25 protein-coding genes are annotated in these 24,917 nt (G+C 40.3%); 20 read left to right on the forward strand and 5 right to left on the reverse strand.

The genetic code is table 11. From position 1 onward, the window contains the following. Positions 1 to 4 precede the first annotated feature (4 nt). The 7 genes from mnmA to PT285_RS05385 all read left to right on the forward strand — a co-directional run bounded on the left by mnmA (position 5) and on the right by PT285_RS05385 (position 6,426). Positions 5 to 1,132: a tRNA 2-thiouridine(34) synthase MnmA gene (gene mnmA / locus PT285_RS05355; protein ID WP_277150620.1), complete on the forward strand. Its 1,128-nt coding sequence runs from the start codon at positions 5 to 7 to the stop codon at positions 1,130 to 1,132. Between the two features lie 113 nt (positions 1,133 to 1,245). Further along, positions 1,246 to 1,905, forward strand: coding sequence for a histidine phosphatase family protein (locus PT285_RS05360; protein ID WP_277148480.1), 660 nt, complete (start codon positions 1,246 to 1,248; stop codon positions 1,903 to 1,905). Next, a complete protein-coding gene (locus tag PT285_RS05365; RefSeq protein WP_277148483.1) occupies positions 1,905 to 2,549 on the forward strand; it encodes a lipopolysaccharide assembly protein LapB in 645 nt (214 codons plus the stop codon). Before PT285_RS05360 ends, PT285_RS05365 begins: the two co-directional genes overlap by 1 nt. Then, positions 2,546 to 4,930, forward strand: coding sequence for an ATP-dependent RecD-like DNA helicase (locus tag PT285_RS05370; protein WP_277148486.1), 2,385 nt, complete (start codon positions 2,546 to 2,548; stop codon positions 4,928 to 4,930). Before PT285_RS05365 ends, PT285_RS05370 begins: the two co-directional genes overlap by 4 nt. A 7-nt stretch (positions 4,931 to 4,937) precedes the next feature. Beyond that, positions 4,938 to 5,330, forward strand: a complete 393-nt coding sequence (locus PT285_RS05375; RefSeq protein WP_277148488.1) for a DUF1828 domain-containing protein — start codon at positions 4,938 to 4,940, stop codon at positions 5,328 to 5,330. 128 nt (positions 5,331 to 5,458) lie between these two features. Further along, on the forward strand, positions 5,459 to 6,259 hold the full coding sequence (locus PT285_RS05380; RefSeq protein WP_277148490.1) for an MFS transporter: 801 nt from the start codon (positions 5,459 to 5,461) through the stop codon (positions 6,257 to 6,259). 32 nt (positions 6,260 to 6,291) lie between these two features. Continuing rightward, positions 6,292 to 6,426, forward strand: coding sequence for a hypothetical protein (locus PT285_RS05385; protein ID WP_277148492.1), 135 nt, complete (start codon positions 6,292 to 6,294; stop codon positions 6,424 to 6,426). 40 nt (positions 6,427 to 6,466) lie between these two features. Here the strand turns inward: PT285_RS05385 and PT285_RS05390 are convergent, their stop codons facing one another. The 4 genes from PT285_RS05390 to def form a co-directional block, all read right to left on the reverse strand. Further along, positions 6,467 to 7,417 carry a diacylglycerol kinase family protein gene (locus PT285_RS05390; protein WP_277150622.1) on the reverse strand — a complete coding sequence of 317 codons (951 nt, stop codon included), beginning with the start codon at positions 7,415 to 7,417 and terminating at the stop codon, positions 6,467 to 6,469. Between the two features lie 69 nt (positions 7,418 to 7,486). Next, a complete protein-coding gene (rnjA, locus tag PT285_RS05395) occupies positions 7,487 to 9,166 on the reverse strand; it encodes a ribonuclease J1 (RefSeq protein WP_277148494.1) in 1,680 nt (559 codons plus the stop codon). A 6-nt stretch (positions 9,167 to 9,172) separates the two neighbouring features. After that, on the reverse strand, positions 9,173 to 9,397 hold the full coding sequence (locus tag PT285_RS05400; RefSeq protein WP_277148496.1) for a DNA-dependent RNA polymerase subunit epsilon: 225 nt from the start codon (positions 9,395 to 9,397) through the stop codon (positions 9,173 to 9,175). Positions 9,398 to 9,606: 209 nt separating this feature from the next. Continuing rightward, positions 9,607 to 10,161, reverse strand: a complete 555-nt coding sequence (def, locus tag PT285_RS05405; protein ID WP_277148498.1) for a peptide deformylase — start codon at positions 10,159 to 10,161, stop codon at positions 9,607 to 9,609. A gap of 252 nt (positions 10,162 to 10,413) precedes the next feature. Between def and typA the strand changes: the two genes are divergently transcribed. The 9 genes from typA to holA all read left to right on the forward strand — a co-directional run bounded on the left by typA (position 10,414) and on the right by holA (position 19,905). Beyond that, positions 10,414 to 12,258, forward strand: coding sequence for a translational GTPase TypA (typA, locus tag PT285_RS05410; RefSeq protein ID WP_277148500.1), 1,845 nt, complete (start codon positions 10,414 to 10,416; stop codon positions 12,256 to 12,258). 94 nt (positions 12,259 to 12,352) lie between these two features. Then, positions 12,353 to 13,549 (forward strand): FtsW/RodA/SpoVE family cell cycle protein, encoded by a 1,197-nt coding sequence (locus tag PT285_RS05415; RefSeq protein WP_277148502.1) that lies wholly within the window; start codon positions 12,353 to 12,355, stop codon positions 13,547 to 13,549. Next, positions 13,539 to 13,877 (forward strand): YlbG family protein, encoded by a 339-nt coding sequence (locus PT285_RS05420; protein ID WP_277148504.1) that lies wholly within the window; start codon positions 13,539 to 13,541, stop codon positions 13,875 to 13,877. The genes PT285_RS05415 and PT285_RS05420 overlap by 11 nt, the downstream gene beginning before the upstream one ends. Next, a complete protein-coding gene (rsmD, locus tag PT285_RS05425; RefSeq protein WP_277148506.1) occupies positions 13,874 to 14,425 on the forward strand; it encodes a 16S rRNA (guanine(966)-N(2))-methyltransferase RsmD in 552 nt (183 codons plus the stop codon). The genes PT285_RS05420 and rsmD overlap by 4 nt, the downstream gene beginning before the upstream one ends. Next, the gene (coaD, locus tag PT285_RS05430; protein ID WP_277148508.1) at positions 14,426 to 14,929 is read left to right on the forward strand and encodes a pantetheine-phosphate adenylyltransferase; all 504 of its coding nucleotides are present in this window, start codon (positions 14,426 to 14,428) and stop codon (positions 14,927 to 14,929) included. It begins immediately after the preceding gene. Continuing rightward, the gene (locus PT285_RS05435) at positions 14,910 to 15,938 is read left to right on the forward strand and encodes a SepM family pheromone-processing serine protease (protein WP_277148510.1); all 1,029 of its coding nucleotides are present in this window, start codon (positions 14,910 to 14,912) and stop codon (positions 15,936 to 15,938) included. Before coaD ends, PT285_RS05435 begins: the two co-directional genes overlap by 20 nt. A gap of 61 nt (positions 15,939 to 15,999) precedes the next feature. Beyond that, on the forward strand, positions 16,000 to 16,662 hold the full coding sequence (locus PT285_RS05440; RefSeq protein ID WP_277150624.1) for a helix-hairpin-helix domain-containing protein: 663 nt from the start codon (positions 16,000 to 16,002) through the stop codon (positions 16,660 to 16,662). Further along, positions 16,631 to 18,922 carry a DNA internalization-related competence protein ComEC/Rec2 gene (locus PT285_RS05445; RefSeq protein ID WP_374211465.1) on the forward strand — a complete coding sequence of 764 codons (2,292 nt, stop codon included), beginning with the start codon at positions 16,631 to 16,633 and terminating at the stop codon, positions 18,920 to 18,922. The genes PT285_RS05440 and PT285_RS05445 overlap by 32 nt, the downstream gene beginning before the upstream one ends. After that, positions 18,919 to 19,905 (forward strand): DNA polymerase III subunit delta, encoded by a 987-nt coding sequence (gene holA / locus PT285_RS05450; RefSeq protein ID WP_277148514.1) that lies wholly within the window; start codon positions 18,919 to 18,921, stop codon positions 19,903 to 19,905. The genes PT285_RS05445 and holA overlap by 4 nt, the downstream gene beginning before the upstream one ends. 56 nt (positions 19,906 to 19,961) lie before the next feature. On the opposite strand, the gene rpsT is transcribed toward holA, so the two are convergent. After that, positions 19,962 to 20,213 carry a 30S ribosomal protein S20 gene (gene rpsT, locus PT285_RS05455; RefSeq protein WP_277148516.1) on the reverse strand — a complete coding sequence of 84 codons (252 nt, stop codon included), beginning with the start codon at positions 20,211 to 20,213 and terminating at the stop codon, positions 19,962 to 19,964. Positions 20,214 to 20,411: 198 nt separating this feature from the next. Here rpsT and rpsO point away from each other — a divergent pair, with 198 nt between their 5' ends. From rpsO to tuf, 4 genes are all read left to right on the forward strand, one after another. After that, complete coding sequence (rpsO, locus tag PT285_RS05460; RefSeq protein WP_277148518.1) at positions 20,412 to 20,681, forward strand: 30S ribosomal protein S15; 270 nt, start codon at positions 20,412 to 20,414, stop codon at positions 20,679 to 20,681. A gap of 156 nt (positions 20,682 to 20,837) precedes the next feature. Then, the gene (locus PT285_RS05465) at positions 20,838 to 22,625 is read left to right on the forward strand and encodes a ribonuclease J (RefSeq protein WP_277148520.1); all 1,788 of its coding nucleotides are present in this window, start codon (positions 20,838 to 20,840) and stop codon (positions 22,623 to 22,625) included. A gap of 2 nt (positions 22,626 to 22,627) precedes the next feature. Next, positions 22,628 to 23,461, forward strand: coding sequence for a tetratricopeptide repeat protein (locus PT285_RS05470; protein WP_277148522.1), 834 nt, complete (start codon positions 22,628 to 22,630; stop codon positions 23,459 to 23,461). Positions 23,462 to 23,646: 185 nt separating this feature from the next. Beyond that, entirely contained in the window at positions 23,647 to 24,837 is a 1,191-nt protein-coding gene (gene tuf, locus PT285_RS05475) for an elongation factor Tu (protein WP_277148524.1), read from the forward strand. Positions 24,838 to 24,917: the final 80 nt, after the last annotated feature.

The raw sequence follows: 24,917 nt of genomic DNA on the forward strand, positions 1-24,917 counted from the left end.
TGTAATAGTGGATAAGAAAAAGGCCAGAGTAGTAGTCGGCATGAGCGGCGGGGTTGATTCCTCTGTTTCGGCTTTGCTACTTAAGGAGCAGGGCTATGATGTGATCGGTGTTTTTATGAAAAATTGGGATGATACCGATGATGCTGGTGTCTGCACAGTTACAGAAGATTATGATGACGTCAAAAAAGTGGCAGATCAGATCGGGATTCCGTACTATTCAATTAATTTTGAAAAAGAATATTGGCAGCGTGTCTTTGAATATTTTTTGGATGAATATAAAAAGGGCAGAACCCCTAATCCCGATGTCATGTGTAACAGTGAAATAAAGTTTAAATCCTTTTTAGAGTTTGCCATGAATCTGGATGCCGATTACATTGCCATGGGTCATTATGCCAAAACCGTTACCGACGAAAATGGGCTTACCCATATGATGCGTCCTAAGGATGGCAATAAGGATCAGACCTACTTTTTAAGTCAGCTGAGTCAAAAACAGATCAGTAAGGTAATTTTTCCTTTGGCTAATTTAACTAAGCCGCAAGTGCGTGAAATCGCGAAAAAAGCTGGCTTAGCAACTGCTAATAAGAAAGATTCGACAGGAATCTGTTTCATTGGCGAACGAAATTTCAAAAAGTTTTTAAGTGAGTTTTTGCCAGCTAAATCGGGCAAGATGATTACACCTGATGGCAAGGTTGTTGGTCAACATGCCGGCTTAATGTACTATACAATCGGTCAAAGATCAGGCTTAGGGCTTGGATCAACCAAAGAATCGACCGCACCATGGTTTGTCGTTGGTAAAGACCTAGAAAAAAATGAATTGATCGTTGAACAGGGGTATGACAGCAAGCTGCTTTATGCAACGGAATTAACAGCAAGTGATATGTCGTTCTTTACTGGTCAGCCAAAACATGATTTTCGGCTACATTGCAGTGCTAAGTTTCGTTACCGTCAGTGTGATCTCGGCGTGACCGTTGAATATCATGCAGCTGAAAATACAGCAACGGTCTATTTTGATGAACCAGCACGTGCGGTTACCCCGGGACAAGCATTGGTTTTGTATCAGGGTGAAGAATGTCTTGGCGGCGGCAACATTGATGCTGCCTATCAAAATGATAAAAAACTGCAATTAGTTTAAATTGTGAATACATAAAGAGAGAAGTGTTAAGTGATACATTTCTCTTTTTATTTTGTGGGAATTACATGCTACACTAGACAAGTGATCATAGTAGAAAAGAGATATTAGCGTCAATGCAGATTTATTTTGTCCGTCATGGAAAAACCGAATGGAACCTGGAGAGCCGGTTTCAAGGAGCACATGGTGATTCACCGCTTTTGCCCCAAAGTCTAACTGATATTAAAAAGTTGGGTCAATACTTAACAGGGACAAAATTTCAGAAAATTTTTTCAAGCCCTTTGCAGCGGGCCTTTAATACGGCACAGAAAATTGATGAAACAATGAATGCTAAGCTGCCGGTAATTATCGATGAGCGCCTGCGCGAATTTGATCTGGGCGAAATGGAGGGGATGAAGTTTGCTGAGGCTAAAGAAAAATATGCTGAATATATTGATGATCTTTGGAATCACCCGGAAAGATATGATGGTAGGGCGCTCGGCGGTGAAAATTATCCGGAAGTGATTGCCCGCGGTAAAAGTTTTGCCCAAGCAAAGGCCAAAGAGTTTCCGGAAGCTTCTGCTAAAATTCTGGCTGTTAGTCACGGTGCTGCCCTTTCGGCAATCATGGGTGGGCTTTTAGGCTACCCGTTGAAGGATGTGCGTAAACGTGGTGGCTTGGCCAATACCAGCTTGTCAATACTTGAAACAAAAGATCGGGGAAAAACTTTTCATGTCCTTGTCTGGAATGAGACCGACTTTTTAAAGCGAAAATTAGCAGAAACGGATGAATTATAATGGATAAAAAAATTGCTGAGCTTTATGATGCTGGCAAGACAGACCAAGCAATTCATTTGCTGGTTAAACAGATTGATGCGCATCCTAAAAATGCAGAAAATTATCTGCAGTTAGCAACATATTTATTAGAACAAGGCAGTTTTGATCAGGCAAGCAAATTATTAGAAGAGGCTAAGCACATAGTGACCAAGCCTGAAGAACTTGATTATGATTTAGCTGTTTGTTATTACATGCAGGGTGATTTTACCAAGGCCATAAATTTGCTTGACCAAATTCCCAATGATGATCTGGTCTTATACCAAAAGGCGCTGGTCTACCTAAAAATTGGGCAAAAGCAGAAAGCGTTGGCCTATGCGTTATCAATTAAAGAAGTTGATGACCGGGTTAAAGAGTTACTGGGCGATATCTGGTTAAGTCTGGGCGAGATGGCCCAAGCAGAAACGTCTTTTCTAAAAATTGCTGTGGCTAAAAGAACGGCTAAAATCAATTTTTTATTAGGTGTTTGTTTTTTGACTGAAGACCGTGATCAGGCAGAAAAATTTTGGGATAAAGCTGAAAAACAGGATCCGAAATATTACCAAAAGGCGAAGAATGAATATGCGGCAATTTTAAAGATGCTCAGCGATAAAGGAAAAAAACAATGACAGAATTTACGGGCAAGATCAACGGAATTGTGTTTGAAAATGATCAGGATTTATTTAAAATACTTGATGTTGAAATTATTGGCGAACTAAAGGGCTATTCGCGCACTGATATCAAGGTTACCGGCAATTTCGGCGAAGTTCAGGTTAACGAAAGCTACCATTTTGATGGTACTCTGGTGATGCACAACAAGTTTGGTCTGCAATTTAAGGCAAATACTTACCAGCAGGTTCTGCCTCATGAGGAAGGTGGCCTGGTTAAGTATCTAAGTTCGACCAAATTTCCGGGGATCGGTAAGAAAGCTGCAGAAAAAATTGTGGCAGAATTGGGGTTGCAGGCACTGGATGTGCTGAAAGAAAAGCCAACTAAGATTGATACTTTGTCTTTAACCAGAAAGCAGAAAAATAGTCTGCTTGCCGGAATTAACGCAATGGATTCTTATTCTGAATTTGTGTTAAAGCTGGCGCAACTTGGGATTAATAAACGTATTGCTGGCGGGTTATATCAGTTGTATCACGGTGAGGCCTATGCTAAGCTGCAGGAAGACCCCTATGCTGCAGTGGCAGGAGTAACAGGTTATGGGTTTAAAACGGCTGACAAGTTAGGTAGAGAGCTAGGAATTGAGGCTGATGATCCAAGAAGAATCAACGGTGCAATTTTTCAGGTGTTGCTAGATCGGTTAGTTAATCAAGGCGATACCTATATCAAGCTGGCCGACCTGCTGACCGAAACAAGTAAATTATTAGCAATTAAGCAATTTGACCCAATTGCTTCTTGTGTAAATGAATTGCAGCATGCGGGCAAAATCGTGGTTGCTGGTGAGGATGCTGCTTTGCAAAATATTTGGCAGACAGAGACTGATATCGCCTTATTAATGAAAAATTTAGTTGCTCGCGGCAAGCAACAGGATGAGGAGCAATACAGCGATAAAAATGTTCTGGCAGCGATTGCTTATGCTGAAGAAAAGTTAAAAATCGAATATGATGAAACACAAAAAGAGGCAATCAAAAATGCCTTGACACACCCGATTTCTGTTTTGACTGGCGGTCCAGGAACGGGGAAAACAACAATCATTAACGGGATTTTACTAGCACTAAGACAATTGGCAAAGATTCCAGCTTCCGCCCTGTATAGTAGTGACCCGCCGTTTTTGCTGGCTGCTCCGACTGGTCGTGCCGCTAAAAGAATGGAGGAAATTACAGGGATTACAGCCAAAACAATTCACCGTTTGCTGGGCCTAGGAATTGGTGAAAATCACAGTGAGGATTTAAACGAACTAAACGGTGAAATTTTAATAATTGATGAAATGTCAATGGTTGATATGTTCCTGTTTAAGGAACTGCTTTCGTGTATAAGTCAAACTCGGCACATTGTTTTTGTCGGTGATAAGGATCAGCTGCCATCCGTGGGTGCAGGTAATGTTTTTAGCGATTTGATTAAGTCCCAGGCCTTTCCGACCACTGTTCTCAAGCGAATCCATCGGCAGGGAAATGACTCAACAATTATTACCTTGGCCCATGACATTAACGAGGGCAAGAATCAGGATAATCTGTTCAAGAAAACTCAAAATTATTCTTTTATCAAGTGTCAACCGAACTTAGTCAGTGAAGCCGTCAGCCAGATTGTTGAAATGGCCTTGAAACGCGGTTTTAATGAAGATGATATTCAGGTTCTTGGCGCGATGTATCACGGTGACGGCGGCGTAACTAATCTGAATAATGTAATTCAGAATATTATGAATCCGGCTAAACAAGACGGTAAGGTGCTTGAAGTTCACAATGAAACTTTTCGCATTGGTGACCGGATTTTACAGTTACAAAACAATCCTGAAAAAGATATCTATAATGGACAAATTGGCAAAATTGTCAGTATTGATGAGAAAAATTCTAAGAAGTGTATGGTGGCTAATTTCGATGAACGGGAGATTAATTTTAGTAAAAAAGACCTGCTGGATGTAACCCGAGCTTATGCAATCACCATTCATAAGTCTCAGGGTTCGGAATTTCCGCTGGTAATCTTGAATTTAACGATGCAGAATTATGTGATGCTTAAGCGTAATCTGCTCTATACTGCGGTCACGAGGGCAGAGAAAAATCTGGTTTTGGTAGGTGATCCCCGGGCTTATGTTATTGCGCTTAACACACCAGGCAATGACCGGAAAACGGGTCTAACAGATAAATTGCGCAAACAGTTAGGTTTGGCAGAGCAAGAAGCAAAAGAAAAGACCGCTGATGAGTCTGAGGTTTCTGTGGCTGCTGAATCGACTGATGCAGAAGAAACAAAATCTTTACCGCAAGATTATATTTTGACACCTGAGCTAATTTATTCGGGTGAAATTGACCCAATGATTGGGATGCAGGGAATTAAATTAGCTGCAAGATAATGGAGTAATGATGACGGAAAAAATTAACAGTGAGATTAAATTTATCAAGCAGGGAATCGGCTCTTGGATCAGCGAACATACAGAAGTTACTGCGGTTAGCGCTGATACGGTTGAAGTTGCCACAACAGAAATTGATGCTTACGGCGATACGATTTATTGTTTTGTTAAAAAATGCAGGAATAAATTCCAAATAAGTGATGAGGGGCGGATATTATTTAAACTTGATCCGGGCCAACTTGACACGGAACTTTACCAAACGGCCGAGGAAATTGCTCTGGGAGTCGGCTTTGACTTTGCTGAAGATGATTGTTCAATTTCTGTTGTGACGACAAGAGAAAATCTGGTGCAGGCAATTGTCAAACTGGCGCAACTGCAACTAGCAATTTCATATTTAGGATAGATATTAAAAAGCGAAAGCCCAAGGAAATTTATATTTCTTTGGGTTTTAAAATTCAGTAGAAAAAGGATTGATTATCGTATAGTTTATTGTTAACATGTAAAAATAAAATTTACGAGAAGGTGAATGAAGTGAAACATAAAAATATTGCTAAACGGATTGGACTTACTTTTTTACTATTTACTGCAGTTTTTACGTTTTTCCGTTCATCGATGTCTGGTATTTTTTCTTTGTTTTATGCAAATAACGGCATTCCAGATGCGCAAATCAGCTCAATTAAATCATTTCAGAGTATTGGTTTACTTTTAAGATTATTACCGGCAGGCTATCTGGCAGATCGGGTTGGCCGGTTAAAGGTTCTTAATTTTTCGGCTTTAACGATGGCCAGCAGTTTTTTACTATTGATTTTTCTAAAAGGCTTTGTTTTTTATGCAGTTGCTGAACTAATTTACGACATCGGGCTCGCGTTAAATTCAGGGACGCTTCTTGCCTACATTACAGATTTGCAAGAAAAAAACAAGATCGTACCCAGCAGCAAGTTGATGGGGATGCAGGTAACCGTCTTGAACATTGCGACCTTGCTTGGCGGCAATATTGGTACCTGTCTCTTTAGCATTAATATGAAAGCACCGATTTGGTTTGCCATGATTGGCTTAATTCTGTATCCAACTTTTGTGATTATTTTTATTAAAACGATGAATTTTTCTGATAACAGGGCCCAAAAGAAAACAGATTTTGAAGCAACTTCGCTTTTTAATTTACTGACGCATTTTCTAAAAAAGAAAAGTTTCTGGATTTTGCTCTTAATCAACATCGGTTACAATTGTGGCACCATCTTTGTCCTTTACTACTGGTCGATAATTTATGTTAAAAATTTGCATTTTAATCTATCACTAGTTTATACATTATTCATGTGCGCGATAAATCATTAATGTTGTCAGTGATTTCTTTTATCACAGAGATTATGGTTAGCATTGCACTTTTTATCAATGATTTTATCATGGCTGCGGCTAAGAGCATGACAATTATGTTTTACGTTTCGGCCATTTACTTTGTAATTGTTTTGTTCGCTGTTCCGTTACTAAAAGATAAAAAATAAGGTTCCAAATTTATGATAAGCTAATTTGGAGCCTTATTTTTTATTTAAATAGATTGAATTGTTTAATGTTAAACTCAACTGTAAAATTATCAAGTTGAACATCTTCACCATCAATTTGCACAAACTCTTTTTTATCAGTTGCAACAGTAATTTTTTCGGCTTCAATGTAATGAAATTGGGGATCATAAATATGCGAACCGTCCTTCAATAAGTTGAATAACAGTTTTAGCAGCTTGGGAATAGAAAATTTTTCAATAATAATGGTATCTAATTGATGACTGGTGACATTGGCACGAGGAAAAAGCGGAATGCCGCCGCCCAAATAGGGGTGGTTAGTTGTCGTGACTAAAAAAGCGTCATCATACTGCAAAATTTTTGATTCTGCTTGAGCTGTAACTTTAAACGTATCCTGTCTTCTTAATGACTGTAAAATTTTTGAAGCATAAATCAACTTACCCATACTTAATTTATTTAATATTTTCTTAAGTACAGATTTGTTGCTGTAATGAATAACACAAGCATCAAAACCAGTACCGAAACTGTTAGCAAAATAGTAATTACTGTCAGGATGACTAATTAACTTTGCACAGCCGCAATCAATTGACACAGGGTACAAATGATGCTGTAAATTTTTGAGAAGTACTTCTGGATCAGTAGTTAATTTTGCAGCGCGGCCAAAATCATTACCGGTACCGGCGGGCAAATAGGCAAACGGTGTTGCTGGATTTTGCGAACGCTTAATGCCGTTTAAAACTTCATTTAAGGAGCCATCACCACCAATTAATAGCAGAATCTCATTCTTGTTATGGTGCTGGTCACCGTACTCCCGTGCTAACGTAATTAGGGCACCGGCATAATTGCTGTTTTGAAAATCGAAGAGGTACTTATGCTTGGTTAATAGTCTGGTAACTTGGTTAAAGACCTTTTGGGCGTGGCCGTTACCTGCAATTTTATTTACCAAGATATGAAAGGTAAGCTCAGTTTTATTCATAATCACAAAAATAGACTAGCTTGCTTAAGCTTTAAGCAGCTAATCAATATCCTAGTCTAATAATCAAATCTATTTTTTTTCAATCAACATTGGTAAAATCATCGGCCGGCGTTCAGTCTTGGAATATAAAAAGTCTGAAAGGTTGTCGACAATTGCCTTGCGAATTTCGTTGCCCTTCGGCTGACTACTTTTAGCCATTTCATTTTTTAGAATATGATAAACATTCTTTTGCGCCTGACTGATCAAGTCGGTTGATTCGCGCATGTAAACAAAGCCGCGGCTGAGAATATCTGGTCCCGCCAAGACCCGTTTATGCTTGTAGTCAACAGTTGCAACTGCAACTACTAAACCTTCCTCTGACAAAATCTGCCGGTCATGGACGACAACATTACCTACGTCGGCTGTGCCCGAGGTATCGACATAAACGTCACCTGCAGGAACGTGACCGGCAATTCTTGATCCTTCGGGTCCAAAGCAGAGAACCTCACCATTTTCCAAAACAAAGGTGTGATCGGCTGGAACACCAGCGGCCTGGGCCAATTCGGTATGAATCACCTGCATCCGGTATTCGCCGTGAACAGGAATCATGTACTTAGGCTTGGTTAAGCGCACCATCATTTTCAATTCTTCTTGACCGCCATGCCCAGAAGTGTGGACGTTGTTAACACGGCCGTGAACCACATTAGCGCCGCCTTCCATCAATTTATTGATTAGGTGGTTAACACTCAATGTATTGCCTGGAATCGGGTTAGACGAGAAGATGACCGTGTCATTTGGCTGCAAGCTAATCTGCCTGTGGGTGCCGTTAGCAATCCGCGAAAGGGCGGCCAGCGGTTCTCCCTGAGAGCCGGTACAAAGAATCATCACTTTTTCCGGTGGGGTGTGGTTGATTTCATTGGCATCAACAATTAAGCCTTCAGGAACGGTTAAATATCCCAGATCAATTCCATTTTGGACGCCATTTTCCATACTTCGTCCAAAAATAGCCACTTTGCGCCCCGTATCGATCGCTGCCTGAATGGCCGTGGATACCCGGTAAAGATTGGAAGCAAAGGTCGCAAAAATTATCCGTCCGTCAATCCCCGTTATGATGTCATGAAGAGACTTGGCAACAAAGCGTTCCGACTTAGTAAACTGGCTGACTTCCGCGTTGGTCGAATCGGAAAGTAGGGCGAGCACACCTTCCTTGCCAACTTGAGCCATCCTTTGAAAATCAGGTGCTGGTTGGTTCATGACAGGAGTCAGGTCAAACTTGAAATCTCCTGTGAAAACAACAGCACCAAGCGGTGTATGGACCTCAATTCCTAAGGTGTCAGGAATTGAGTGTGTAGTTCTGAAGAAGCTGACGGACAATTTTTTGAATTTTAAGACAGTGTCTTCGTGTTCTTCATGCAGTTCTGTCGTTTTTAAAATGCCGTGTTCGTCTAGTTTTCCCTTGATTAAGGCCAAGGCAAATGGTGTCGCGTAAACTGGAATTTCTGGGATTTTTTCTAGTAGGAAAGGAATCCCGCCAATATGGTCCTCATGACCGTGGCTAATCACCAGCGCCTTGATTTTTTTACGGTTTTTAACTAAATATGAATAATCGGAAATAACGTAGTTGATGCCAAGAAGGTCGTCTTCTGGAAACTTGATCCCGCAATCCATGATAACAATTTCGTCCTGATACTGGACACAATACATATTTTTGCCGATTTCGTGCAACCCCCCGATTGCAAAAACGGCAACTTCGTTATTTTTAATGTGCACGCTTAATTACTTCTTATCACTAAACGACGTTAATTTAAAATCAGCGTGGTCTTTTTCATATTGTAAAGAATTACCAGTTAACTCTTGAATGAGTTCAATGTTGTAGGGGGTATTATTTTCAACCAAAGTTCTGGCAGCAACGGTATTGTCGGCTTCAATGAAAAGCGTCTTTGTTGTTTCCCTTCGCGGGTTGACAACTTTGTCTTTTTGATACAAAACTTTATAAATCATCTTTGTATTCTCCTTGTTTATGTATTAAAATGCTCAAAATTGTGAGTTAAAAAACTCAACAGTTACTAAAATTTTAGCATAATTGTGAATTCAAGTATAGAAGCAAGTTTTCCTGCTTTAAAAATTTTTTCTTCAGTACTGATTAATGTGATAGAAAAAGCCGTTAGAAATCATCTAACAGCCAATTAACTTTTTGCTTTTGTTATTAATTATGAAATAACGACTGTGTCGCTTGCCAGTTTGAACGGCTCATTTTGGTTAATGCGGTCATAAAAGAGGTGGCCCCGCAAGTGCTCAATTTCATGTGACGCAACAATTGCCGGGTAATCCTTTAACTTAATTGTTTTTTCCTCACCAGCAACAGTGTAGTAGTGAATCGTTAACTTGTCCGGACGCGGGACGTAACCGTCAATCACTTTGTCAACACTCAAGCAGCCTTCTCCTTCGCTCAGGCATGCTTGTCTAACAGATTCTGACAGAATTTCCGGATTAACAAAAACCTCTTTGAAAATTATTTCGTTTTGGTCATTTGGTACCAAAAGCGCAGCCATTTGCACACTTTCACCGACCTGTGGTGCAGCCAGACCAACACCAGCCCGTAATTGATGCTTTTTAGCAATTTCTGGATCCTGTGAGTTAATTAGGTATTCCATCATATCAGCGGCTAATTTTTGATAATGATCGTTTAGCGGAAAAGTTAGCGGCTTAGCGACTTGGCGCAGTACCGGGTTACCATCACGGGTGATGTCTTTCATTAAAATCAATTTAAAATCACTCCTTAATAAATTTCGTCCTTACCTATTTTTACATAAATTGAACTAAATTGCTTGCATTTTTAAGTTTAGCACAAATTATCATTTTTGCTTTAGCATTAAACCATTGACCTGAATGCTGTTAGGTGATAAAATCAACAATCGTAACTATACAAATAATGAACACTTCGATCAGCGCTTTGAGCGCAGCCGAAACTGTGACAGCGTCACAGTTTTTTTATTGAGGAGTCGGGAGGAATACTTTTGTCAGAAAAAAGAAGAGAAGATATAAGAAATATTGCGATTATTGCGCACGTTGACCATGGTAAAACGACACTGGTTAACCAATTATTGAAGCAATCTGACACCCTGCCTGAGCATATGGCTTTGGAAGATCGTGCGATGGATTCAAATGATATTGAGCGTGAACGCGGGATAACGATTTTATCAAAGAATACAGCTGTTAAGTACGGTGACACAACCATCAACATTCTTGATACCCCTGGACATGCCGATTTTGGTGGTGAAGTTGAACGGATCATGCACATGGTTGACGGGGCGCTTTTGCTCGTTGATGCCTATGAAGGGACAATGCCGCAGACGCGTTTTGTTCTTAAGAAGGCCTTGGAAGCCGGCGTCAAACCGATCGTTGTCATTAATAAGATTGATCGTCCGGGTGCCCGTCCGAAGAAAGTTTTGGACGAAGTGCTTGAACTCTTTATCGAATTAGGAGCAAATGACGAGCAGCTTGATTTCCCTGTTGTTTATGCTTCAGCCTTAAACGGAACCTCTTCATACGATCCAGATCCTGCAAAGCAGGAAGAAACGATGAACCCGATTTTTGACACAATTATCAAGAGTATTCCGGCACCGCTTGATAATGTCGATGAACCGCTGCAGTTCCAAATTACCATGCTGGATTGGGACGATTATGTTGGCCGAATCGGTGTTGGTCGAATTTATCGCGGTCAGGTTAAGGTTGGCGACAACATCACTGTGATGAAGCGTGATGGCTCAACGCAAAACTTCCGGGTTACTAAGCTTTTTGGTTTCTTTGGCCTCAAGCGTAACGAAATTAAAGAAGCTAAGGCCGGTGATATTATTGCGATCAGCGGCATTAACGATATTTTTGTTGGGGAAACGATTGCTTCTGCCGAACATCCCGAAGCTTTACCGCTTTTGAAGATTGATCCGCCGACACTGCAGATGGATTTTGTTGCAAATGATTCGCCGTTTGCTGGCCGTGAAGGTGACAAGGTGACCCCGAAGAAGCTGGAAGACCGTTTGATTCGGCAAACACGGACTGATGTCTCATTGAAGGTAGAGCCGACTGACCAAATTAATGCGTGGACTGTTTCCGGCCGTGGTGAGCTGCACTTATCCATTTTAGTTGAAGAGATGCGGCGTGAAGGCTTTGAGTTACAACTTTCACGGCCAAAGGTAATTTACCGTGAAGTTGACGGTAAAATGTGTGAACCATTTGAAGCCGTTCAGATTGATACACCCGACGAATATGTTGGTTCAGTGATCGACTCCATTTCCCAAAGAAAAGGTGAGATGAAGAATATGCAGTCGACCGGTAACGGTCAGACACGTTTGGACTTCTTGGTGCCATCACGGGGCCTAATTGGTTACAACAACGAATTTATGTCCCAAACCGGCGGCTACGGTATTATGAACCACAGTTTTGATTCATATAAGCCAGTTGTTAAAAACTGGGAACCAGGCCGGGTTAACGGTGCGCTGGTTTCTATCAGTCAAGGCAAGTCGACCACTTATTCGCTGCAGACGGTTGAGCAGCGCGGTTTGCTCTTCATTGGTGCCGGTGTCGAAGTTTATGAAGGGATGATTGTTGGTCAATCTTCCCGTGACCGTGATATTGCTGTTAATGTTATCAAGGGCAAGAACCTGACTAACACGCGGGCTGCCGGTAAAGATCACGCAGCCGCAATTAAAACACCAAAAACGTTGACTTTAGAAGAAGCAATTGAGTTCTTGAATGACGATGAGTACTGTGAGGTTACTCCTGAATCGATTCGGTTGCGGAAGAAGATCTTGAATACTTCGGAACGGCAAAAAGCTGACAAGCGGCGCAACAAAAATAATTAATGAATTGGCAAAAGTCGTTACTCAAAATTAGGAGCAGCGGCTTTTTTGTTTTATAATAATCCAAATACTACATTTTAAGGAGAGACGGCTTAGCGTGCGCAAAAAATTTGAGCATTTGAACTATCGTATTTTTATACCATATTTGCTGCTGGTGATTTTTGGCGTGATTATGGTTTATTCGGCTAGTTCAGATATTTTGCTGGTTAATGGCTTTAAGCCAGCTACTTACGGAATCAGGCAGGCAACTTATGCTGTGATTGCATTTGCCTTCTTTGGTGTGCCAATTTTTTGCTTACGGTTAAATTTGCTTAAAAAACGTAAATTCGTTGCCTGGTTCTTAGCCATTAGTATGCTAATGTTAGTCTATTTGATTGCTTTAAAAATACTTAAAGGTGAAAATGCGGCTGTCAACGGTGCGGTGGGTTGGATCCACTTGGGACCAATTGATGTGCAGCCACTGGAAATTGCCAAATTAGCGTTAATTATTTATTTGGCTTACATCTTAGACCGGCATGACGGACGTTTAGTCAAGGGGAAAATTAAAGATAATTTGCTTCATCCTGCGATTTTGGCAATCTGTATGATTTGCTTAGTAATGTTTGAACCTGACTTTGGTGGGGCGGCAATTTTATTCATGATCGTTTTAATTATGTTTTCAGTTTCGGGTATTCCCACTAAGATGGCGCTAGGCTGGCTAATCGTGATTATTTTAGGCATCTTTTTGGTTTCTGCCCTAGTTGTTGCATGGAATCCGAAATTTTTACAGAGTAAGTACCAATATCAGCGTTTTTTGTCGTTTTTGCATCCCTTTGAATTGGAACAGCACGGTGGCAATCAGTTGGTTAATTCCTATTATGCAATTCATAATGGCGGCTTATTTGGAGTTGGCCTGGGAAACAGCATGCAGAAGCGCGGTTATTTGCCTGAACCGTATACCGATTTTATTTTGGCCGTAGCAAGCGAAGAAGTCGGTGTAATCGGTGCATTAGTGATTGTTGGCCTGCTTTTTTACTTGATGTGGGAAATTATGGAAGTGGGCATCTATGCCAAGTCCCAATTTAATGCATTAGTTTGCTTTGGCATTGCCACGATTATCTTTATGCAGACGCTGTTTAACGTTGGTGCAGTGATTGGATTGTTACCAATTACTGGGGTTACTTTGCCCTTTATTTCTTATGGGGGCTCATCGCTAATCGTGTTAACAGCGGCGATTGGCTTGGTATTAAATATCTCGGCTAATGAACAAATTAAGAAGGAAAAGGAAGTGGAAAAGTTAGCACATGAGTATTAATCAGGATTTGGCAAGTGTCGGCATCAAGAAACGAATTGGTTTGATTGTTTATCTGAAAAAAATTAATGAGCAGCATAAGTTACGTCATTTTGGCAATGTGGTTTATTTTTCGAAAAAATTTTCTTATTGTGTTTTGTACGTAAATGAAGCGAAAGCCAAAGAAATTGCTGCTGAATTGTGCAATGCCGATTTTGTTGAACGAGTTAGTTTTTCACAGAAAGATCAGGTCGATCTTGACAGTGATTACATTGAGCAGCAGATTGCTGACTTGGCTCAAGAAGCCGAAGTTAAGTTGGAACAAGAAGAGGATCAGGATCAATTACAATGAGAATTATTTCCGGTAAGTATGCTAAGCGTAATTTGTTTACGTTGAACAGCATGCGCACACGACCAACCAGTGATAAAGTTAAAGAATCTGTTTTTAATTCCTTAGGACAATTCTTTTCTGGAGGGCAGGTGCTTGATCTTTATAGCGGCAGCGGTGCGCTGGGGATTGAGGCCGTTTCCCGCGGCTTTGACCATGCCGTGCTTGTTGACATTAACCATGCGGCAATTGAAGTTATCCGAAAAAATGTCGCCTTGACTAAGGAAGAAGCGCGTTTTTCTATTTATAAAATGTCCAGCAATGCGGCGCTTAATTTATTTGCACAGAAAGAGATAAAATTTGATCTTGTATTTTTAGATCCGCCGTATGCCAAGCAAAAAATAGCGGCGGACATGATAAAAATGAATAAATTGCAGATTTTAAATGGGATCGCAACGATTGTGGCCGAAACGGATGAGCAAACAGAGTTAGGTGCAATTGCTGGTTTTACTTTAACTAAGGAGCATCATCTGGGCAAAACAATGGTGCGATTTTATCGAAAGGACAAGTAAATGACGAGTGCACTTTTTCCAGGCAGCTTTGACCCAATCACGAATGGTCACGTTGATGTTGCGCTGCAGGCAGCTGCGGTTTTTGATAAGGTCTTTGTTGTTATAATGACTAATACGGCCAAAAATTATCTGTTTACGGCTGATGAACGGGCAGTGTTTGCGCGGGATGCTTTAAAAAATAATCCTAAAATTGAAGTTTTGCTGCGGCCTGATTCCTTAACTGTTGATGTTGCAAAGAAATTGGGCGCCAGCGTGATTATTCGCGGTGTTCGCAATAGTGCAGATTTTCTGTATGAGCAGCAGATTGCTAATACAAATACGCAAATTGCTCCAAATCTGCACACGGCCTTATTTTTTACTAAGCCGGAAAATAGTTTTGTGGCTTCTAGTATTATCAAGGAAATAGCACAATTTGGTGGAAGTATTAGTACCTTTATGCCCGAAATGGCAGCAGCAGCTTTAAAATTAAAGTTTGGACAAAATAATGAAAAAAAGAAAAAATAGCTTAAAAAAATGGCTAGTTGGGCTAATTGTCATTGTAATTTTAGCGGTTGCTGCTTGTTGGCCGACAAATTATTATGTGGAAACGCCGGGACAGGCGTTGCCCGTTGGTCAGTTTATTAAGTCCAAGAAAAAAAGTCCCAATAATTTTTACCTGGTGACTGTTGCAGAATCGTCGCAGCCGGTCCCTGTTTTATGGTATCTATGGTCTTATACCAATAAATTTGCGCAGCGGATTCCGAAATCAGAATTGCTTGCAGGGCAAAGCAGCAGTCAGTATCAGGAATTGCAAACCTGGTACATGGAAACCAGTCAGCAAAACGCGGTGTACTATGCTGCTAAAAAAGCGGGGCTTAAGCCCAAACTGAAATATTATGGTGTTTATGTGATGCAGGTGCAAAAGCATTCCAGCTTCAAAAATAGGCTGCAGGTCGGCGACACGGTTTTGGGTGCTAACGGTCATCTTTTTCATTCGACTAAGGAAATGATGACATATTTGCAAAAGCAAAAAATTGGCGCCAAAGTTACGATCTCGGTCCTACGTGACAATAAAGAAAAACATTTTACTGGGAAAATTGTTCGTGTTGAAGGAACTAATAAGTCGGGCATTGGGATTGGTTTAGTTGAACGGGTTAAGGTGGTTACCAAGCCCAAATTGATAATTAATGCTGGTGAGATTGGCGGCCCGTCAGCTGGTTTAATGTTTACTTTAACGAGTTATGAAACTTTTACGGGTAAAAACTTGACTAACAGGCATAAGGTGGCCGGCACTGGTACGATTGATGCCAGTGGCAAGGTAGGAATAATTGGCGGTGTCGATAAAAAGGTCGTCGCTGCGGATAAGGCCGGTGCCGAGGTCTTTTTTGCTCCGACTGATACAACGGGCGTGAAAAAGCAGCAATCAAATTATGCAGTAGCGGAAAAAACAGCTAAACAGATTCACACAAAAATGAAAATTGTTCCCGTAAGAACATTTGAAGATGCCTTAAAATATTTGCAGATACATTATTAAAAAATCTAAAGTTCGGAAATTTTTCCGGACTTTTTTCGTACTTAATAATGAGGTGAGTATGATGGATTTTACAAAAATCAAAGATTTTTTATTGGAAAAGAAAAATTATTTAATTATTATCGCAATCGTGGTTGGGCTTTTTTGGTGGTCAAAACAGGGTAGCAGTAATCGGCAAGTTGATACTGCTAAAGTAACTACGGAGGATTCGGCACTGGTAACCGCTAAAAAGAAGGAGGACATTCCTAATAAACCGGCTGCTTCCCGCACAGTTACTTGTGATATCTCCGGTGCGGTTAAGCATCAGGGTGTTTACACGCTTAAAAATGGTGCCCGTTTAGATGAATTAATTGCCGCAGCCGGGGGAACGCGGAAAAATGTCCAACTGAAGGCAATTAACCGGGCACTAATTCTTAAAGATCAGGATAAAATTCATATTCCGTATAAGGGTGAAAAAGTTACTCCTGCTGCCACTGTGGGTACTTCTGGTACAGCGGGATCGGCAAGTACAGATGCTTCTAACACAAACTCGGGTGAAAAAATAAATCTGAATACAGCATCGGCAGCGGATTTACAAAAATTAAATGGGATTGGCGAGAAAAAAGCGGAAAAAATAATTGAATACCGGGAAAAGAATGGTCAATTTAAAAAAATTGAAGATTTAAAGCAGGTTTCGGGAATTGGAGATAAAACCTTTGCAACGCTTAAAGACCACCTGGAAGTCTGATTGCACAAGTCCTGGCCTCTTTGCCTTGATAGCTTTTCTATTAGCTGCACTAAGCTGTTTGCTTTTTCAGAGTTCTACTTTATGGCAAAAACTTCTTTGTCTATCTTTTGGTGGTTATGTCTTATTTTTACTAGCTAAAAAATATTCAAGATTAATTTGGATGCTTTCAGGGATACTTATTGTGTTTGTCATTGCAGCAGGTTTTCAGGCTAAACCGCAGAGAGTGGTCTTAACGGCAGATACTGTGATCAAAGTGTATCCCGATGAAGTTAAATGTTCTGATGATTGGCTGTCAGGAACTGGCTATGTCGGTAAAAGAAAAATCCTGTTTTCAGCGACTGTAACGCCGCAAGAACGAAAAACGGTCAGGAGCGGCAAGATCTTATTTTTAAAAGATTTATCTGGTGAAATTGACCCAATTGAACCGGCCACTAATTATGGTCAATTTGATTACCAAAAATTTTATGCAGGAAAAAATATTTTTCAAAAGATTAAATTAAAAAGTTTTCGACTCGTTGCTGCAGATTCTACTGACCTGTTTGCAATTTTGCATAAGTTTCGCTTTAATTTGCAAATGTATTTTAAAAGGATGCCGCGAATATTAGGCTTTTTTGCAAGTGAATTACTCCTTGCTGAGAATCCAGAATCAGAAAATCAGGCCATTCTGGATAATTATCGCAACTTGGGCGTGATTCACCTTTTAAGTATTTCCGGACTGCATGTGGGAATCTATACTTTAGTTTTGGGAATATTTTGCTCGTGGTTGAAATTTACCGAGGAGGGTACATTTGCGCTTAATTGTCTACTTTTACTGTTGGGCATCTTTTTAAGTGGTGGACAAGCCGGCTTCATCCGCGCGAGTCTAGCTTATTTTTTAGGAAAAATATTTAAATTTAAAAATATACGACTGACCAATTTTGATTTGTTAGGATTAACCTTAATCATTCATTTGTTATTTGTCCCGCGGTTACTGCTGGGAGTGGGGGCAGTTTTAAGCTATGTATTAGCCTTAGGATTACAGTTGACTAGCAAAATGTCCTCTTTTAAGCAGTCGGTTGCGCTCAATTTTTTGTTGACGCCATTGCTGCTATTTTACTTTTTTCAGTTTAACTTTTTAACGGTGCTGTTTAACCTGCTAGTGGTCCCGTATTTTAACTGGGTAGTCATGCCCGTAACTTTTATTAATTTGCTTTTGTTTCCTGTTTATCCGGCTCTTTCGCGTTTGCTAGAGCTTGTTTTAGAAAATGGCGAACAGGTAATTGCCAAAGTTTCTGCAACGAAATTGGGTTTATTTACTTTTGGCAAAATCAATTGGTGGCAGTGCCTAGGTATTTTAGTTTTGACAATAATTTACCTCAGTCTTTTAAATGAAGGAAATGAAAATAAAAGATTAAGGTTAAAGCTTTGCAGTAGTCTTCTTTTGAGCTATACTTTATGTTTTTGCCTAATCCATTTTCCTTTAACTGGACAGGTAACTCTGATCGATGTGGGGCAGGGCGATAGTATTTTGATCACAACCCCTTTTCCTAGGAAAACATATATGATTGATACAGGTGGAAAATTGAATTTTTCGGGGAAAAGGATAAAACCGCAGATTGAAAAAATTACCATTCCATTTTTAAAAGCGCAGGGGATCAGTACGATTGACGGACTGTTTGTGACGCATCAAGACGCCGATCACGTTGGCGATCTGGGACCACTACTTGAACAGGTTAATGTTCGCAATTTGTATACTGCTAAAGGGTTAATAGCTAATCCGTCTTTTCAAAAAAGAATTGCGGGAAAAATGGCACAAACCAGATTGACCGAACTTTTAGCAGGAATGCAGGTAAAAGAAAGCAAAATCACTTTTGCAATTGTTTACCCGTTTAAAGCTGGCGAGGGAAAAAATGAAGATTCTTTGTCGTTGTTATTTCGTTTGGCAAACAAAACCTGGCTGTTTACCGGTGACCTGGGACAGGAGGGAGAAAAAGAAATAACAGCTAATTTTGCATTGCAGGTCAATTATTTTAAATTGGGTCATCACGGCAGTAAAACTTCTTCAAATCCGGAATTTTTGAGGACATTGCAGCCCGAAAAAGTATTTATTTCGGCGGGACGGAACAATCGCTTTGGGCACCCACATCCTGAAACGTTACAAACTTTAAGGACGTTAGGAATTCCGTGGGTTTCGACCCAGGACTGTGGTATGATTAGCTGGATATATGGCGGCTTTAACCGGCCCCAATTTAACTATTTTTTACCGGTGAAGAATAAATGACATTACTTTCTTTATTTAAGAATACAGATAACAACAACCCACATACATTACTTTGGGGACCAGATGCCTTTCTCAATGATTATTTGACACGCTCTTATTCCCGTGAACAGCAGTTTGCGGGTTACGAAAGGGTGATCGTTGATTGCGAGGCCGATGGTTTAGATGATTTGCTTGCAGATTTGACGGAATCTAGTTTGTTTAGCCAGCAAAAATTAATTACGATTAAAAATCCGTTTTTTTTGACGGCCAAGGTACCTAAAAAATTTCAGCGCCAATTAACACAATTAGAGAATGTCCTTAGTCACATTAACGAGTTGGACAATGTAGTGGTTATCTCTGCTTCCTATGAAAAAATTGACCGAAGAAAGAAATTAACCAAAACGGTTTTGAAAAATTTTAATGTTGTTGAAACCCAGATTAAGCCGTATGAAGTGGGGGCAATTACCAAAGTGCTAATTAATGCTGAAGGATTTGCGATTAGTCAGTCTGCTTTGCAGCTGCTGGTTGAGCGCAGTGATCAGGTGATGGATACCGTTTTAAGTAACTACAGCAAGTTAAAAATGGCTGCCGAGGATAAGAAAATCACTAAAGATTTGGTAGAGAAAAACGTTGATCTGTCACTTGCGCAAAATATTTTTGCAATTTTAGAAGCGGCCTTAAGAAATAATTATCACGAAGCAATTACTCGGCTAACTAACCAGCTGCATCAAGGAAGTAATCCAGTTCAGCTGCTTGCCGTTTTTGAAAATCAAATCGAACTGATTTTGGTGGTAAAGATTTTAGCTAAACGCGGCCGCAGTGAAGCACAGATCAGCAAGGAACTAGCTATTCATCCATACCGGGTCAAATTAGCTCTGAGAAGCCGGCTGCAAGTTGCGAAATTGACCCAGCTGCTTGAAACAGCAATTAAGCTGGATTTTAATTATAAGAATGGCCAGTGTCAGTCGGATGACTTTTTGAAGATGTTTATTTTAAATGTTTAAATGCATAAAAAATAGTCAAGAATGTTGGATCCTTGACTATTTAAATTCGTTAAAATTTATTTAGCTAATTTAGCCAAACGACTCTTATCGCGGTTAGCCTTGTTCTTATGAATTAAGCCTTTTGAAGCAGCTTTGTCCAAAGCACGGGCAGCAGCAACATGTAATTCGGAGGCGTTTTCGGCACCAGCTGCTTGAGCAGTCTTGAACTTCTTAACGGCAGTCCGTAAATTGTTCAACTGAGCAGCATTACGCTTTCTGGCAGCATCTTGAGTTTTCACACGTTTAATCGCTGATTTAATTTGTGGCATAGAATTCACCTCCATAATCAATAATTCACTTATCTGATTATACTTAAGAATGGACGGGGATGCAAGGAAATTTATGCTTGCTTTTTTTTAAAACTATCTGTATCATATCTATGTGTTATGAACCATTAACGCTGTTTGTGCGCTCACACCTGACGGCAGACGTTGTTAATGGCAATTATTGATTGAAAGGTGAATATTATGGCTATTTCAAAAACTGAAAAGAATGAAATTATTGCAAAGTATGCAACTCATGAAGGCGATACTGGCTCAACTGAGGTTCAAGTTGCTCTGCTTACAGCAGACATCAACAATTTGACTGACCACATGAAGTCTCATTCACACGACCACCATTCATATGTTGGTTTGCTGAAGAAGATTGGTCACCGTCGTAACTTGCTTCGTTACTTGCAAAACAGTGATGTTAACCGTTACCGTGAACTAATTAAGAGTTTGGGTTTACGTCGTTAATTCAAAATAACAATATCAGGGTCAGTTCGTTTGAACTGGCCTTTTTGTTTTTGTCATAATAATTTTCTATGCTAGAATTAACTAAGGTACTTTTACGTTTTGATCAATAAGATCCATAAATCAATCAATGAGATTAAATATAGAAAAGGAAAAAATATGACTGAACAAGTTAAGATAATGATTTTAAGCGGTGTGCGTGAACAAGGTAAGGACATGTTTGCCGTTCAAGTTAATGATGAAATTTTTGTGCTTGATGCGGGCTTAAAGTATCCTGATAGCTCTTTATTTGGAATAGATGTGGTTATTCCAGACCTTGATTTCTTTGAACAATATGGGGATCGGGTAGTGGGTATTTTCCTAACTCACGGACACGCTGATTCAATTGGCGCTTTGCCATATATTTTGCGTAAATATGATATTCCTGTTTTTGGTTCTGATTTAACGATTGAGTTAGCCAAGATTAACGTTAAGCGGGACAATAAGCGGGTGAAAAACAGCAATTTCCATGTAATTGATGAAAATACCGAAATTGACTTTAAAAATGCCAACATTTCGTTTTTCCACACAACCCATTCGATTCCAGGATCCTTGGGAATCGATGTCCATACACCAGCTGGTGAAGTTGTTTATACCGGTGACTTTAAATTTGATCCTTCGGCTACGGCAAATTACCGTACGAACATGGATCGGTTGGCAGAAATTGAACAAAAGGGTGTACTTGCCTTGTTAAGCGACTCTTCAAATGCCGAGGCCTTTTTCCCCAGTGCATCTGAACAAGACATTGGTAAATATGTGACCAATGTCTTTCGCAATACTGCAGGGCGAATTATTGTTGCAGCTAAGGCATCCAACCTGAATCGGGTTCAGGAAGTATTAAACGCAGCCCATGCTACAGGACGCAAAGTTTTGCTCACAGGACGGGATGCCGGTAAAATTGTTCGGACGTCAATGAAATTGGGTTATTTAAAGGTTCCTAATGGCTTATTAATGCGGGTAAAGGACCTGAAGACCATTCCTGATGAAAAAACAGTCATCTTGGAAACCGGCCAGATGGGTGAGCCGCTGGATTCACTACAAAAAATGGCAAAGAAGCGTCACAGCATGATTACCATTCACAAGGGGGACCTTGTTTTTATTGCGACAACTCCGTCGCATGCGGTTGAAACAATGGTCGCTGAAACCAGTGACTTGGTTTATCGTGCCGGCGGAACTGTCATCCAGTTAGGCCGGGATAAGCATACAAGTGGTCACGCAACGGGCCGCGACCTGCAGATTTTGATTAATATGCTTAAGCCCAAGTTTTTGATTCCAGTAATTGGGGAATACCGCTTACTGGAAGTCCACAAGGATCTGGCAATTAAGGCGGGCATTGATAAAGATAATGTTTTTATCACGAAAAATGGTGACTGTCTCAATTATGACTTTAAGCAGGAACGCTTATATCTGACTGATCCGGTTCCAGGCGAAGATACGATGATTGATGGCTCTGGTATCGGTGATGTCGGTAATATCGTTTTGCGCGATCGTGAAGTGCTTTCTGATGACGGAATTTTTATTGCTGTTGCCACAATTGACCGCCGTAAAAAACAGATTGTTTCGCAGCCGCAGGTTACAAGCCGTGGGTTTGTTTACATCAAGGCTAACCACAAATTAATGCACGATGCTGTCGAGCTGATCAAAGAAACGATCAATAATAATTTTACTAACAAAAAATTTGATTGGACTGAGCTTAAGCAAGATGTCAGAAATGACCTGGAAAAATTCTTGTATAAGCAAACTAATCGGCGCCCAGTAGTTTTGCCGGTAATAATGGAAGTAAACCAAAATCGGCACCGTGCAATGCAGAAACGCGATAGTCAAGTTCCCGCTACTTATAAGAGCGGTGGCAACCAAATTGCCCGGACTGGTTCTGCCCAGCAGTTGTTTGCCAACAAGAAAGATTAAAGATGGCGTCGTTAAGTCAAACAAACTTAGGTAAACTCGCGGCTGAAGCTGAGACTAAAGGCAACGTCTCTTTAGCAATTCAGTACCTGGAAGAAGCGCTGCGGACAGACCGGGATGCAGAAATAATCTGCAAACTAGGCCGCTTGTATTTAAAGAATAAACAAGCAAATCAAGCTTACGCTTTAATTAAGGAAGAACCGGATTTGTTTTCGGATCAGCGTATTTTTGCATTATATTGCGCTACTTTGCAGGCGAATCATTTTATGATTGAAGCACTGCAGCTGGAACACTTGCGCGGGAAGAAGCTTCCTGTAATTGTTAAAGCGGTAGATTTGAAGGAGCAGCAAAGACTGATGCGGCAATTTAGGCAGCTAAAACAAGTTAATCAGAGAGATTATCAAAGTTTGCTTAAATTAGATTTGCCTAATTTTAAAAGTTTTGCGCAAAGCCTGCTGTTTGATCCCAGCCAAAATTTTGCAGTGCGCCTTTCACTATGCGAGGATTTAATTAAACTTGGAATCAAGGATAAAATTCATGTTTGGGTAATCGGCAAAGAGGGGAGCTTTATTCCGGCTCAAACCCAACTGCTGGAAAAGAACACGATTTATCGAGAAGTCGTTGCTGCAATTGGCAGTAAATACTACCACCAGCCCAGTCAGCTTCCGCTTGCTTTGAGTGAAGCTAATCTTTTATTGGGCAGCTTGTTTCCGCAATTATCAAGATACGTTGATGATCCGGATAGTTTTGCCAGTGACTTAGCTTCTTTCATTGAAACGCATCAGGGGCGGGGACACCAAAAATTATTTGAGCAGGTTTATGAAAATTTGTCGCAATAATTTAAAGAAGAAGCTTTACATTTTTTTGGTATTTAGTATAATTAGCAAAGGACGTTTTCATTTGGCATGGCGCTATGCATTAAAATACTAGGCATTTGCCGGTGAAAGTAGTACAATATTAAACAGAGAATTATCCGTTACTTATCTGAACGGACTTCTTGCAAATATACAGGAGGGTCATTTTAATGGCAGAGAAAGAACATTACGAAAGAACTAAGCCACACGTAAACATTGGTACCATTGGTCACGTTGACCATGGTAAGACCACTTTAACTGCGGCAATTACTAAAGTTTTGTCTGAAAAAGGACTGGCAAAAGCTGAAGATTATTCAGAAATTGATGCTGCTCCAGAAGAAAAAGAGCGTGGTATTACTATCAATACTGCTCACGTTGAGTACGAGACTGAAAAACGTCACTATGCTCACATGGATGCTCCGGGTCACGCCGACTATATCAAGAACATGATTACTGGTGCGGCACAAATGGATGGTGCCATCTTAGTTGTTGCTGCAACTGATGGACCAATGCCGCAAACTCGTGAGCACATCTTGCTTGCTCGTCAAGTTGGTGTTAACTACATTGTTGTTTTCTTAAACAAGACTGATCTGGTTGACGATCCAGAATTAATCGATTTGGTTGAAATGGAAGTTCGTGACTTGCTTACCGAATACGATTACCCTGGTGATGATATTCCAGTTATCCGTGGTTCAGCTTTGAAGGCTTTGCAAGGTGACAAGGAACAAGAAGAAGTTATCATGAAGTTAATGGACACGGTTGATGAATACATTCCAACTCCAAAACGTGAAACTGATAAACCATTCTTGATGCCAGTTGAAGATGTCTTCACAATTACTGGTCGTGGTACAGTTGCTTCTGGTCGTATTGACCGTGGTACTGTAAAGATCGGTGATGAAGTTGAGATCGTCGGCTTAGTTGAAAAGGTTTTGAAGTCAGTTGTTACTGGTTTGGAAATGTTCCACAAGACTTTGGACTTAGGTGAAGCCGGTGATAATGTTGGTGTATTGCTTCGTGGTATTGACCGTGATCAAGTTGTCCGTGGCCAAGTTTTAGCTGCACCTGGTTCAATTCAAACTCATCGTGAGTTCAAGGGTCAAGTTTATGTATTGAAGAAGGAAGAAGGAGGACGTCATACGCCATTCTTCTCAGATTACCGTCCTCAATTCTATTTCCACACTACTGATATTACTGGTGAAATTGAATTGCCAGAAGGTACTGAAATGGTTATGCCTGGTGATAACACTGAATTTACTGTTAAGTTGATTAAACCAGCAGCTATTGAAAAGGGTACTAAGTTCACTATTCGTGAAGGTGGTCGTACTGTTGGTGCTGGTCAGGTTACTGAAATTCTTGACTAGTTTCTGAGATACAGTTTAAAAGATGTACTTCCTGATAGAAGTACATTTTTTTTGCTTAATTTGTTTTTTGCCAAGGTTTA

The organism is Lactobacillus sp. ESL0791 (genome assembly GCF_029433255.1).
Taxonomy (GTDB): Bacteria; Bacillota; Bacilli; order Lactobacillales; family Lactobacillaceae; genus Lactobacillus.